The sequence below is a fragment of the Collinsella sp. AF38-3AC genome (assembly GCF_003474365.1).
Taxonomy (GTDB): domain Bacteria; phylum Actinomycetota; class Coriobacteriia; order Coriobacteriales; family Coriobacteriaceae; genus Collinsella.
Genome location: NZ_QROM01000009.1, coordinates 43,896 through 57,247, shown reverse-complemented (window position 1 = coordinate 57,247; position 13,352 = coordinate 43,896). Strand labels below are relative to the sequence as shown.

General features: G+C 58.9%; 12 protein-coding genes. 9 read left to right on the top strand and 3 right to left on the bottom strand.

Going from position 1 to position 13,352, the window contains the following annotated elements; genetic code table 11:
* Nucleotides 1-114 precede the first annotated feature (114 nt).
* The 4 genes from DW029_RS06895 to DW029_RS06880 all read left to right on the top strand — a co-directional run bounded on the left by DW029_RS06895 (nt 115) and on the right by DW029_RS06880 (nt 6,577).
* Nucleotides 115-441, top strand: a complete 327-nt coding sequence (locus tag DW029_RS06895) for a rhodanese-like domain-containing protein (protein ID WP_117734587.1) — start codon at nt 115-117, stop codon at nt 439-441.
* The gene (locus tag DW029_RS06890; protein ID WP_118345622.1) at nt 438-2,129 is read left to right on the top strand and encodes an FAD-dependent oxidoreductase; all 1,692 of its coding nucleotides are present in this window, start codon (nt 438-440) and stop codon (nt 2,127-2,129) included. The genes DW029_RS06895 and DW029_RS06890 overlap by 4 nt, the downstream gene beginning before the upstream one ends.
* Before the next feature lie 189 nt (nt 2,130-2,318).
* Nucleotides 2,319-5,573 (top strand): ABC transporter ATP-binding protein/permease, encoded by a 3,255-nt coding sequence (locus DW029_RS06885; protein WP_117743320.1) that lies wholly within the window; start codon nt 2,319-2,321, stop codon nt 5,571-5,573.
* Nucleotides 5,574-5,623: 50 nt separating this feature from the next.
* A complete protein-coding gene (locus DW029_RS06880; protein WP_117794370.1) occupies nt 5,624-6,577 on the top strand; it encodes a tRNA-dihydrouridine synthase in 954 nt (317 codons plus the stop codon).
* Nucleotides 6,578-6,736: 159 nt separating this feature from the next.
* On the opposite strand, the gene DW029_RS06875 is transcribed toward DW029_RS06880, so the two are convergent.
* Both DW029_RS06875 and DW029_RS11275 read right to left on the bottom strand, forming a co-directional pair.
* Nucleotides 6,737-6,982 (bottom strand): glutaredoxin, encoded by a 246-nt coding sequence (locus tag DW029_RS06875; RefSeq protein WP_117763676.1) that lies wholly within the window; start codon nt 6,980-6,982, stop codon nt 6,737-6,739.
* Nucleotides 6,983-7,033: 51 nt separating this feature from the next.
* Nucleotides 7,034-7,861, bottom strand: a complete 828-nt coding sequence (locus DW029_RS11275; RefSeq protein WP_117763677.1) for a TipAS antibiotic-recognition domain-containing protein — start codon at nt 7,859-7,861, stop codon at nt 7,034-7,036.
* Between the two features lie 141 nt (nt 7,862-8,002).
* Here DW029_RS11275 and tsaA point away from each other — a divergent pair, with 141 nt between their 5' ends.
* Together tsaA and DW029_RS06860 are read left to right on the top strand one after the other, a co-directional pair.
* Nucleotides 8,003-8,740: a tRNA (N6-threonylcarbamoyladenosine(37)-N6)-methyltransferase TrmO gene (gene tsaA / locus DW029_RS06865; protein ID WP_233502110.1), complete on the top strand. Its 738-nt coding sequence runs from the start codon at nt 8,003-8,005 to the stop codon at nt 8,738-8,740.
* A 112-nt stretch (nt 8,741-8,852) separates the two neighbouring features.
* Nucleotides 8,853-10,064, top strand: coding sequence for a MalY/PatB family protein (locus DW029_RS06860; protein ID WP_117734580.1), 1,212 nt, complete (start codon nt 8,853-8,855; stop codon nt 10,062-10,064).
* Nucleotides 10,065-10,169: 105 nt separating this feature from the next.
* On the opposite strand, the gene DW029_RS06855 is transcribed toward DW029_RS06860, so the two are convergent.
* Complete coding sequence (locus DW029_RS06855; RefSeq protein ID WP_117734579.1) at nt 10,170-10,649, bottom strand: pyridoxamine 5'-phosphate oxidase family protein; 480 nt, start codon at nt 10,647-10,649, stop codon at nt 10,170-10,172.
* A gap of 254 nt (nt 10,650-10,903) precedes the next feature.
* Between DW029_RS06855 and DW029_RS06850 the strand changes: the two genes are divergently transcribed.
* The 3 genes from DW029_RS06850 to DW029_RS06840 all read left to right on the top strand — a co-directional run bounded on the left by DW029_RS06850 (nt 10,904) and on the right by DW029_RS06840 (nt 13,329).
* Entirely contained in the window at nt 10,904-11,329 is a 426-nt protein-coding gene (locus tag DW029_RS06850; RefSeq protein ID WP_158550201.1) for a potassium channel family protein, read from the top strand.
* A 36-nt stretch (nt 11,330-11,365) separates the two neighbouring features.
* The gene (locus DW029_RS06845; protein WP_117734577.1) at nt 11,366-11,899 is read left to right on the top strand and encodes a TIGR00730 family Rossman fold protein; all 534 of its coding nucleotides are present in this window, start codon (nt 11,366-11,368) and stop codon (nt 11,897-11,899) included.
* 125 nt (nt 11,900-12,024) lie between these two features.
* A complete protein-coding gene (locus DW029_RS06840; RefSeq protein WP_117763678.1) occupies nt 12,025-13,329 on the top strand; it encodes a chloride channel protein in 1,305 nt (434 codons plus the stop codon).
* Nucleotides 13,330-13,352 lie beyond the last annotated feature (23 nt).

Genomic DNA, 13,352 nt, shown 5'->3' with positions numbered 1-13,352 from the left:
CCGCGCAGCTGCATCTGCCGTCGGCAACATATTTTCCGTTTGGTGACTTGGTCACAGAACGCGACCGCAGTGCCTTGGCATACTTGCCCAAAGCAACCAGCAAAGGAGTGCGCTATGGGATTGTTTGATTTGTTTGCAGGACCGGACATTAATGTGGGCGTCCAGGAATGGAAGGCTTCTAAGGGGGCGGTGCTGCTCGACGTGAGGAGTGCTGACGAGCATGGACAGGGCCACATTCCGGGCAGCGTCAACGTTCCGCTCAATCGTATCAACCAGGTGCTTGAGCTGTATCCAGACAAGGGCACGCAGCTTTTCGTGCATTGCCTGAGCGGTGCGCGAAGCAACCAAGCTGTGAGTTTTCTTAAGCGTTCTGGGTATGGCAGTGTCAAGAATATCGGCGGCATAAGCGGCTACACGGGAAAGGTGGTGCGTTGGCTATGAAGGTGGTTATCGTTGGAGGCGTCGCGGGCGGCGCATCGGCGGCGGCACGTTTGCGCAGACTCGACGAGCAGGCCCAAATTGTCATCTTTGAGCGCACGGGTTTTGTATCGTATGCCAACTGTGGGCTTCCGTACTACATTGGCGGCGTGATGGAAGAAGAGAGCGCATTGACGCTGCAGTCTCCCAAGGGCTTTTGGGATCGCTTTCGCATTGCGGTCAAGACGAGTCACGAGGTGTTTGCCATCCATCCCGATTCGCATACGGTCGAGGTTCGCAATATGCTGACGGGCGAGGAATTTGTCGAGACGTATGACAAGCTCATCCTGTCGCCGGGTGCAAAGCCGATCCGCCCTGCGTTGCCGGGCATCGACTCGGATAAAATCTTTAGCCTACGCACCGTTGAGGACACGCTGCGTATTCACAGCTATGTTCGAGAGCGGCGACCGAGCAGTGCCGTCGTGATCGGCGGCGGCTTCATTGGCGTCGAGACGGCGGAGAATCTGTGTGAGCTGGGGCTCCAGGTGACCCTTCTGCAGCGTCCCGTCCAGCTTATGAACAACCTGGATTACGACATGGCGACCCTTTTGCATACCGAGGTGCGTGAGCACGGTATCGATCTGCGCCTCAAGGCCGATGTGACAGGTTTTGAGGAAGTTGATGGCCGCGTTGTCACCCATGTTGCGGGCGATGACCCTATCGGAGCCGATATGGTGCTGCTTGCCATTGGCGTGGCACCTGAGAGCCATCTGGCGCAAGAGGCGGGGCTCGAACTGGGCATCAAGGGGGCTATTGTGGTCAACGACCGCATGGAGACCTCTGCTGCCGACGTGTATGCCGTGGGCGATGCCGTGCAGGTCACGCATCAGGTGACCGGCGAGGACGCGGTCATTTCGCTCGCCGGCCCCGCCAACAAGCAGGGGCGTGTCGTCGCCGATGTCATAGCTGGCATGGACAGCTGCTACCTCGGATCGTTGGGCTCATCGGTTATCAAGGTATTCGACTTGACGGCGGCAAGCACGGGACTATCCGAAAAGGCAGCACACGCGGCGGGAATTGACTGCGACAGCGTGGTCCTGTCGCCCGGTTCGCATGCGGGTTATTATCCGGGTGCAACGCCCATGACCATGAAGGTTGTCTTCGAGAAGCAGGGATTGCGCCTGCTGGGTGCGCAAATCGTGGGCATCGATGGTGTGGACAAGCGTATCGACGTCCTGGCGACTGCCATCCAGGCAGGCATGCGCGGCGATAGGCTTAAGGATTTGGACCTAGCATACGCGCCGCCGTATTCATCGGCGAAGGATCCCGTCAATATGGCGGGCTTTATGATCGAGAACCTCAATCGCGGCATACTGGCGCAGTGGCATTGGGAGGATGAGCCCAACTTGCCACGCGATGGCAGCGTGCAGCTGCTCGATGTTCGTACGGAAGGGGAGTATGAGCGCGGGCATATCGATGGTTTCGTAAACATTCCCGTCGATGATCTGCGCAATCGCCTGGGCGAGCTCGACCGGGCCAAGCCGGTTTACGTGATTTGCCAGAGCGGCATTCGCAGCTACATTGCTTGCCGCATTTTGGCGCAGCATGGCTTTGAGTGCTTTAACTTCTCGGGCGGCTATCGCTTCTTTGCAGCCGTGACTGAGGCTCGCCGCGGCAGCGCTAACGTTATGCCGTGCGGGCTCGAAAAGTAGCGCGCATTGGAATGTGACAAAGTGACAGCCTCTTTGTCGCATCGGGGATGTTATACGCGGGATGGTGCGCCATGCGGCGTGCTGTCCCGTTTTTTTTTGTTCGCTACATTCCTTACTGGTACCGGCAGAAAAGCTGATAGAGTAGGTCAAACGTGTCGAACGCGAACGGCGGGGGAGAGGTTGCCGTCCATGCTGGATCTCAGAGATATTTGCAAAAGGTATGTTGCGCAGTCGTTTACGCAGGTGGCGCTCGACAGCGTAAGCCTGTCTTTTCGCGATAACGAGTTCGTGGCCATCCTGGGTCCCTCGGGCTCGGGAAAAACTACGATGCTCAACGTCATTGGTGGACTCGATCATTTTGATTCCGGCGACTTGCTGATCGACGGCATCTCGACCAAGGACTTCAGCGACCGCGATTGGGATGCCTACAGAAACAATCGCATTGGCTTTGTGTTCCAGAGCTATAACCTCATTCCGCATCAGACCATTTTGGAAAACGTTGAGTTGGCGCTCACGCTCACGGGTGTGGGGCATGCCGAGCGCCGCCAGCGTGCGCGCGAGGCGTTGGAGAAAGTTGGCCTGGGCGAGCACGTTAACAAACGCCCGAGCCAGCTATCGGGCGGACAGATGCAGCGCGTGGCCATCGCCCGCGCCCTGATCAACGACCCCGAGATCGTGCTGGCAGACGAGCCGACCGGCGCCCTAGACTCAACGACATCCGTGCAGGTCATGGATTTGCTCAAGGACGTGGCGCGCGACCGTCTGGTCATTATGGTCACGCACAATCCCGAGCTGGCGTACAAGTACGCTACGCGCATCGTCAACCTGGCGGACGGCAAGATCACCGACGATTCCGACCCCTTTGATGTTGCCAAGGCCGCGCGCCGCGAGGCCAAGCCTACGCGCAAAACCTCGATGAGCTTTGTGACGGCGCTGGGGCTTTCTGCCCGAAACCTCATGACCAAGAAGGGCCGTACGGCCATGACGGCCTTTGCGGGCTCGATTGGCATTATCGGCATTGCGGCGATCCTGGCACTCTCCAATGGCGTAAACGGCTACATCAAAAAGGTTGAGGAGGACACGCTCTCGAGCTACCCACTCAGCATTTCCAAGCAGGATTACGACCTGTCGTCCATGATGGGCGGAGAGGGGGCCACGGATGACGGTTCGTCTGAAAGCGTGGATTCGTCCGACGACAGTGCCGGCGGCGAGGCTAAGGGAACCGATAAGATTCCTGTGGTCACGGCCGTAAAGGATATGTTTGCGAGCGTTAAGTCCAATGACATGACGAGCTTTAAGGCATGGCTCGATGCCGGTGGCGACGGCATCGATAAAGAGGTCAACGCCATTCAGTACGGCTACGGTGTATCGCCGGTTGTCTATCGTGCCGGCAAGGGCGATGAGAAGCCTGTCCGGCTGGTGCCCAACGCCATGACCGAGGCCATGAGCGGAGGCGCGAGCTCGGCGGCAACGGTGAGCATGGATTCCATGGGAACCTCGGTCTTTAACGAGATGATTGACGACCAGAGCCTGCTCGACAGCCAGTACGATGTCGTTGCCGGCCATTGGCCCACGTCCGCCAACGAGGCCGTGATGGTGCTTTCGAGCCGCGGCACGGTGGGCGACTATACGCTCTATAGCATCGGTGCGCTGGATATCGATGAGCTCAATGACCTGGTCAACAGCGCCATGACGGCCGACGGCAAGGTCGAGACGCCCGAGACCGGCACCGACTTTACCTACGACGATGCGCTGTCCACGACATTTAAGGTGTTGTCGCCGGCCGATGCCTATCGCAAAAACGAAGAGACCGGCATGTGGACTGACATGTCTGGCGATGCCGACTTTATGGCGTCCAAGGTTGCTGACGGTATCGACGTGCGCATTGTGGGCGTGGTGCGACCCAACGAGACGGCTAACGCGAGTGCATTGTCCCCGGGCATTGCCTACACGCATGCGCTGACTCGCCAGCTTATGGAGCGCGCTGCCGATTCGCAGATCGTGCAGGAGCAGCTTGCCCGCCCCGAGACGGATGTCTTTACGGGTAAAACCTTTGATGAGCTGCAAGGCGAGGCCAAGCAAGGCGTTGATCTGGGCAGCATGTTCAGCGTGGACGAGGCGGCGCTAAAGAGCGCGTTCTCGCTCGATACGTCTGCGCTCTCGGGTGCGGCCAGCGGTATGGACCTTTCTGGTATCGACTTGTCCGGTCTGGACATTGACCTTTCGGGCGTTGGGAAGGACATCGACTTCAGCGACATCATGGCCAAAGCGCCGGCTCCAGATTTCTCGGGCATCTTTGACGGTCTGGAGCTCACACCCGAGCAAATGCAGCAGGTGGGAACGCTTGCCAACCAGCTGTTTGAGGGCTTTATACAGTCGGATCAGTTTAAGGCGCTGTCGCCCGAAGATCTTAAAGACGCGTCAAAGCTTGCTGCCGCTTTCTCGACGTATCTTGAGCATGATGCCGACGCCCAGCAATACCTGGCTCAGCTCAAGGCGCTCGGCGGCGATGCCCTGGCCGAGCGTCTTGAGCACGCGATGACCGACTATGTGCAAAAGCAGCTGGCTCCGTATCTGCAGCAGTCTATGGATCAGGTGACCAAGACAATCAGCGAGCAGATCGCGATGACGGTATCGGCCCAGCTCAAGATGGGTGCGGCGGGACTTATGGACCAAATGGCGACGCAGATGTCTTCGAGTTTTGCCAACTTGGCGAGCGCCATGCGCGTGGATGCGGGTGCCTTCGCTCGTGCCATTCACTTCAACATGGACGCCGAGGACCTGAGCTCGCTCATGATGAGCTATGCCAAGGCGTCAAAGCTCACCTACGATAACAATCTGACCACGTTGGGCTATGCGGACGAGGCAGACCCCATCTCGGTCAAGATTTTCCCGCGTGACTTTGAGGCCAAGGAGCGCGTACTCGATCACATCGATGCGTACAACAAGCAGGTTAAAGCCACTGGCCACGATGAACAGGCGATCTCGTACACCGACTACATGGGCATCATCATGGGTTCGGTGACCGACATCGTGAACACCATCAGCTTGGTGCTCATCGCATTCGTGAGTATCAGTTTGATGGTGAGCTCCATCATGATCGGCATCATCACCTACATCAGCGTGCTGGAGCGCAAAAAGGAGATTGGCATCCTGCGCGCGATTGGCGCATCGAAGCGTAACGTGGCCAACGTATTCAATGCCGAGACCTTTATCGAAGGCCTCATTGCCGGCGTCTTTGCCATTGTCGTCGTGGTGGCTGTGAGCCTTCCGGTTAATGCCTGGGCGCTTGCGGCCAAGCAGGTTCCCAATCTGATGAGCCTGCCCGTTCAAGACGCGCTGATGCTCATCGCAATTTCGGTGCTACTGACGGTCGTTGCTGGCCTGCTACCTGCCCGCAGTGCATCCAAGAAAGACCCCGTGGAAGCCCTACGCTCCGAATAATGTGACAAAGGGACTGTTCCTTTGTCACATTGATTTGAGAATGGATGTTGATGTATTTATCGCTGGCCCCTATGGAGGGCATTACCGGGCATGTGTTCCGTCGCGTGCATGCGGAGTGCTTCGGCGCGCTCGATTGTTATTACACGCCGTTTTTGCCGCCGCCGCGGGTGGGCAATCGCTTTGGCGGCAAGGCGTTTAAAGAGATCGACCCTGCTAATAACCAGGGACTTAACGTGGTGCCCCAGCTGATGTCCAAGAATGCGGACGAGTTTGTGTGGGCGGCACAGGTGCTTGCCGATATGGGCTACCGCGAGGTCAACCTCAACCTTGGCTGCCCCTCGGGTACGGTTGTCGCCAAAGGAAAGGGTTCGGGCTTTCTGCGCAACCTGGATGAGCTCGAGGTGTTCTTGAGCGACGTGTGCGAACGCTCGCCCTTGCCGGTGTCGGTCAAGACCAGACTGGGGCTCGAATGCGATGACGAGTACGAGCGCGTGCTCGACCTCTATTGCCGAATGCCGCTGGCGGAGTTGATCGTGCATCCGCGCGTGCAAAAGGACCGTTATACGGGCTCACCGCGCAAAGAGTTTTACGGCGAGACGCTGGAACGGGCGCCGTTCCCCGTGGCCTATAACGGCGACATCTTTGATCTTGAGGACATGGATGCGCTGGTGAAGGCCTATCCCGGAACACGTCACGTAATGTTGGGGCGCGGCTTGCTTGCGAATCCCGCGCTGGCTCGCATGGTTAAGGGCGACCCTGCCGCTACCGCCGCTGAGCTGCAACGCTTCCATGACATGCTGTTTGCGGCCTATGCGGACGAGATTGGGGGCAACGCGGTCTTTCGCATGAAGGAGTGGTGGTTCTACGCCAAATGCGCCTTCGCCGATCCCGCGACCGTTCACAAGCTCGTACGCAAGACCAAAAAGGTCGATGAATACCGTGCCGCCGTCGAGCGTGTCTTTCGCGAGCAGCCACTTGCGCCCATCGCCCGCTTTTGTGGCTAAATGATCCCTTGGGGACGGAGAAGAACGGATCGCCTGTGCTGGGCCCATGCAAAAAGCTGTACGCCAGCATCCAAAGATGTCGAAAAATGTCGACTTTGGATGCTGGTGTACATGTTTGGGTCGTATGGGTTGGGGCCCTGGACGGACAGAGCGTGCGTACTAGAGCAGGTTTTCCTGCACCCACGCGATGATGTCGCTCGATTCGTAGAGTGGTTTGCCGTCGATGAACAGGCAGGGAACCTGGCGTTTTCCGCCGACGGCGATGAGTGTCTGTTCGGCATCGGAATCGGTCGAGATATTGCGCTCGGGAATGGTCACGCCGTTATCGGCCAAAAAGTGCTTGACCTTTAAGCAATACGGGCAGCCGGTCATAACGTACAGCGCGAGCTCGTGATTAGTAGCCATAGGTCTCCAATCGGTTGAGGTTTTGATTGAAATACCCAAAGCCGCCGCGGTCTATGCGCGCGTCAACGAAGACTCGATGGCCTGGACCAGAAACGCCGTGGCTCCGGTGGCGCAGGGCTTGTCGTAGTAGTCAACAAAGCGCTGGTCGGCAAGATAACCGTGGGCGAGGCCCAGGTACGCCTCGTCTTGGGGCTCGCATCCCCAGTTGAGAGCAATCCAGCGACGATGCATCGCGACAAGCTTACGAGCCTCGTTGCTCTCTGGGTCGCCAATGCCCATGGCAATCGAGAGCTGGCCCAGAATAGCGCGTTCAAGTTCCTTCATGTCGTTCCATGTCTCGGGGTCCATGTCCAGCAGCGCCTCGTTTGCTGCATCGATAGCCTCATCGCCATAGCGCGCCCGCGCTTCGGCGCCGTAGCGCTCCTCGTTTTCCTGCACGGTGTGCCAGCGCTCCAGTTGCGGCAGGACGGCGCCCATGAGCGAGACGGCTTCGTCGAGCGACATGCCGGTGTTTTGCGCCAGCCGCGGGGCACAATCCTCGATCATTGCCTCCATGGTGGTGTCGTAGGTGTACTGGCCATGGTCGTAGCACCACTTGCAGTAATGGTCGGTCGCGGTACCCGCAGCATCGGTGCCGCAGTCGTCGGGCGTGAGTATCATGCCGCAGCTCTGGCAATAGTGCTCGGGCATTTCAAGCAGATGAGACAGTGGCTCGCCGGTCACGGCGGCGATGAGCTTCATCATGTCGATGCCCGGTATGACCTCGCCACGCTCCCAACGGCTGACGGCTTGGCGTGTGACGAAGAGCTTGGCGGCGAGCTGCTCCTGGGTAAGGTGATGGGCGCGACGGACGGCGATGAGCTTTTCTGCAAAGGCCATAGCGGCTCCTTTCTGCTGGTTGATGGCTTAAGCATACGCGGCAGCAGGTGCCCTTCCAAGCAACCGTTGGTTGCACGACGGAGGACCGCGGCGAAGAATTGCGCGCAACGCCCCACGCCTCCATGCCGTACAATGACCGGCATGGAACCTATCGCACACATACATACCGACCTGCCGCAGAAGTTCGGCATTCCGCGCAACAGCTTTTTGGCGCCCCATCTTGAGGGGCGCATTGTCTTTGAGCCGGAATATGCTTCCAGCGCGTCAGTTGAGGGTCTGGACTCCTTCTCTCACCTGTGGCTGCTCTGGCGCTTTGAAAACGGAACGCCCGGCGGCACGGCCGAAGACATCGCCGTCGATGCCAAGACGCAGGACAGGTCCGGCACCAATGCCAAGTGGTCGAAAACTGTGCGCCCGCCGCGTCTGGGCGGAGCCGAGCGCGTGGGCGTCTTTGCCACGCGCAGCCCGTTTCGCCCCAATCCTATCGGACTTACCTGCGTAAGGCTCGATCACGTTGAGCTCACCGACGATGGCCCCATCATCCATGTGCTGGGGGCCGATCTGCGCGACGGCACGCCCATCTACGACATTAAGCCCTACATTCCGTTTGCGGACTGTCACCCGGATGCGACCGGCGGCTGGATTGAGGATGCTCCGTGGCAAGAGCTCGACATCGAGTTCCCGCAGACGCTGCAGGATATGGTCCCGCCCACAAAGCTCCCCGGCCTGGTCGAGGTCCTGCGCCAAGACCCGCGCCGCGCAGGCAGCAAGCACGAGCCGAACCGCGTCTATCATCTGGCCTTCGCCGGGCTCGACATATCTTTTACGGTCGACGAAACCCAGCTAACCGTAGTTGCCGTCAACGACGCGCAAGACTAACCTGCCATTCGTCTGCACCCGTCAAATTAAGCGCCAAACCCCGCGCCAAAACCGCCCACGCTGGTGGACAATAGCGCCTATCGAAACAGTCTACTTTGCACGGGAGTCCAGCATGAAATACGACTTCACTTCAATCATCGACCGCCACGGCATGGACTCCATCGCCGCTGACTCTTGGGGCGAGATCCCCGGCATGGCTCCGAACGCGCCTGACGAGGGCTTCGACCGCATTCCCATGTGGGTGGCCGACATGAACTTTGCCACGGTGCCTACGGTCCAGGAGCACATCATTCAGCGCGCTCAGCATCCCATGTTTGGCTACTTTAACCCGCGCTCCGAGTATTTCGACCGCATCATCGAATGGCAGAGCCGCCGCAATGGCGTCGAGGGTCTGCGCCCTGAACATATCGGCTACGAAAACGGCGTGCTGGGCGGTGTCGTGTCGACGCTGCGTGCGTATGTTCAGCCAGGCGATGCGGTGCTGGTCCACAGCCCTACCTACATCGGCTTTACCAAGTCTATCGAAGCCGCGGGCTATCGCATTGTCCACAGCCCGCTTAAGCTCGACGACCAGGGTGTGTGGCGCATGGACTTTGAGGACATGGAGCGCAAGCTCGTCCAAAACCATATCCATGCCGCGGTGTTCTGCTCGCCGCATAACCCCTGCGGCCGCGTATGGGAGCGCGATGAGATTGAGCGCGCCATGGACATCTATCGCCGGCTCGATTGCGTGGTGATCTCGGACGAGATCTGGTCCGACATCATCATGCCCGGCCACAAGCATATCCCGACGCAGTCGGTGAGCGAGGATGCCCGCATGCGCACGGTCGCCCTCTATGCGCCGAGCAAGACGTTTAACCTGGCGGGCCTGGTCGGCAGCTACCACATCATCTATAACGAGACGCTGCGCGATCGCGTGTGCGCCGTGTCCAATATGACCCACTATAACGAGATGAATGTCCTTTCGATGCATGCGCTTATCGGCGCCTACCAGCCGCAGGGCTACGAGTGGGTCGATGAACTCAACGAGGTCATCGAGGGCAACATTGACTACTTCTGCGATTACGTGGACGAGCATTTTGAGGGCGTGTCCTATTCGCGCCCGCAGGGCACCTATATGGTGTTCCTAGACTGCACGGAGTGGTGCCGCGAGCATGGCCGCGATATTCAGTGGCTGCTCGATGAGGGCGCGCGTGTGGGCGTGGGCTATCAGGACGGCCGTCCGTTCCACGGATCTTGCCACATTCGCGTGAATCTAGCACTGCCGCTTTCGCGTGTAAGGGAGGCGTGCGACCGCTTGGACCGCTACGTTTTTGGGGTATAGGGGGCAAGCGATTCGGCCGCCGCGGTCTGCGCCCACGCCGTTAGCGTGCGTGGGCGCATAGGGCACAGAGGGCACAGAGGGCTGCGAGCACGTTTTCCGCGTTTGCTATTTTTCCTGAATCTGCTTGCCGCAAAGGTGCTCAACCGTAATTTCATACAGCTGGACGCCCCCTATGCTTTGTTTGATCTCCTCTTCGGCCTCCTCGGCGGAAGGGTAGTATTTGAGGGCGAGCTGGCGGATTGTATCTTCGACAAATGCCGGGTCATCGTTCACGAGGCGACAGCGGCCAAAAACCACGGTGCTCTGAACATAGGGTGCCCAGTCGTCATCCTTATACCAATCGTTGCCATAGACGGTAAAGCAGACTTTGTCGTTTCGTTTGAGTGCGTCGACCTTGTGTCCTGCCTTGGCACCATGAAAATAAATTTTGTCGTGCTCGGTGTCAAAGAAGTAATTGACGGGAATGGCATAGGGATAGCCATCGTCGCCGTTGACGGCAAAAACGCCGCGCTTGCAATCGGCGAGCAGCTCTCGCGCCTGTTTATCGGTGATGGCGCGCTTTTTTCTGCGAAGAGGCCTAAACATTGTGGACTCCCTTTCTTTTTGCGTGCTGCGGGCACGGCGGTGGGCGGTATGTCTATATCAAGATACTCGTTCGGGCCGTGAGACCTGTGGGGATGTCCTATTTGTCGCAGATTGAAACGTATGCCGTTTTGCCACGGGGACGGTCCTTCATAACCCGCCGTTTAGAAGCGTCCCCGACGACTGGTTCCGTTTGCGGGGAAGGCGTGGGACAATACCGAGCGAATGTGATTGGGCGTCTGGGAAAAGGGGTCGCGATGAACAAGTTGAGGACGCTTGCCGACGTGTTGCGACAGGCTGGCTTTGCACGCATCACGGGCCTGTTTCTTATCTTTTACCTGCTGTGCTCGACGGCTGTCTGGCTGTCCGAGCCCACGACCCTCACGTTTGGCGATGGTCTCTGGTTTAGCTTTGAGACGGTCTCGACCATCGGCTTTGGCGATATCCCGGCCGAAACGCCGGTCGCCCGCGCTATTACCGTCGTCCTGAGCGTCATCAGCATCTTCTACATCGCCATGCTCACGGGTGTGGCGGTGAACTACTGCAATACGCTCATTAAACTGCGCCAAAAGGACACCATGGCGCGCTTTATGGATGATCTTGAGCATTTGGAAGAGCTCGATCGTGACGAGCTCGCTGACCTGTCGCGCCGCGTACGCGAATATCGCCGACGCCAACGCTAGAACGGGCGCCGTGCGTCACGACGAGGGGGACTGAATATGAATATCACCGTGTATCTGGGCGCCAGCGTCGGCAATGACCCGGCGTTTCTGCCTGCGGTGCAAGAGCTGGGCAACTGGATTGGCTCCAACGGGCACGCGCTGGTATACGGCGGGTCTAAATCGGGCCTGATGGGCGCGCTTGCCGATAGCGTGCTCGATGCTGGCGGGCATGTGACGGGCGTTGAGCCGAGCTTTTTTATCGAGGCAGAGTTTCAACACGAAGGTATTGACGACCTTATCGTGACGAGCGATATGGCTGAGCGCAAAGCCAAGATGATTGAGCTTGGCGATGCCTTCATTGCCTTTCCCGGCGGGACGGGCACGCTCGAGGAGATTGCCGAGGTCATGTCTGCGGTATCGTTGGGACACCTGAGTGCTCCGTGCATCCTGTATAACCTGGACGGTTACTACAACGACCTCAAGGCGCTGCTCGGGCATATGATCGATAAGGGCTTATCGAGTCCGCAGCGCCAGCAAGGCATCTACTTTGCCGACGATTTGCGCGAGATTGCCTCGATTATTGGGAGTTGAGGTTCGCATCCGTAGTGCCCTGGCACTCAATGGTGTCGTTTGGGGCGCAGATGGTTGGCTCGTCTGGACAATGCTCGCCCTACAATAAGGCGTATCTATGTTGACTTTGACCACGGGAGGACCCGATGGGTAACCTGGCAAAACCCAAAAACCGTGCGCTGTTTTTAGCTAGCGTTGCTGTGACTGGCGCTTTCGCAGGCGCTGCGGTCTGGCTGTTCTTTTTTGCGATGGAGCACGGTATCGACTATCTATGGACCGAGATTCCGCAAATGCTGGGCGTCGCTTCGCCCGAGCTCGCGAGCGGTCCGTTCGGTTTTTTACCGTACCCGTTTTTCGTCTGCCTGCTGGGCGGCCTGCTGATCGGTCTGTACGAAAAGATGACGGGCACCAAGACCGATGACCTCAACCAGGTGATGGCCAAGGTAAAGCGCGACTGCCGCTACCCGTACGACAACCTCGGCAAGCTATCTCTTGCGGCATTGCTGCCGTTGCTGTTTGGCGGAAGCATTGGACCGGAGGCTGGCCTGACCGGTGTCATTGCAGGTCTGTGCAGCTGGGTCGGCGACCGCATGCGTTGCTTTGGCGCCGAGTTTAGGCAACTCACGCTGCTGGGTACCCAGGCTGCCCTGACGGCGCTCTTTACCGCGCCTGTCTTTGGCTTTGTGGCGCCGCTCGCCGGCAGCGCCGACGGCCAGGGCGCCGACGACGATGAGGACTCAGCGTCCGACGAGATCACCATCAAGCTGCCCAAGGCGCAAAAGACCGTGGTCTACGGCATCGCGATTGCCGGCGGCTTGGGCACCTATCTGTTGCTCGGCCAGCTTATGGGCGGCGGTATGGGTATGCCGAGGTTCGAGGCTGCTCAGGTGGGCAACCTCGAGCTTGCCTGGCTTATTCCCCTGGCGCTCATCGGCACTGTCTGTGGCTGGCTGTACTTTGTTTCGGAGCACGCGAGCGAGGCACTGGCCCACGCCATGGGGGAGCACCCTGTCATCAAGGCCATGCTGGCCGGTTTGGCGCTCGCCATTTGCGGCACGGTCCTGCCCTACACCATGTTTGCCGGCGAGACGCAGGCCGATGTGCTCATGGAGACCTATATGACCATTCCCGCTGGCGTACTCATTGCAACCGGTCTTGTCAAGGCCATGCTGACGCCCGCCCTTATCAACATGGGCTGGCGCGGCGGCCACTTCTTCCCGGTTATCTTCTCGGGCGTAAGCCTGGGCTACGGCCTTGCTGTCTTCACCGGCGCCGATCCGGTCTTTTGCGTCGCCGTCTGCACGGCATCGATGATGGGTGCGGTCATGCGTCAGCCGGTCATGGTCGTGGGCCTGCTGCTCATGTGCTTCCCACTCAAGGGTATCGTCTGCATGATCATCGCCGCCGTTATTGCCGCTGGCATTCCGCTGCCCAAGCCGCTGCGCAAGTAGCACGATAGCGCGCAGTCAGTACA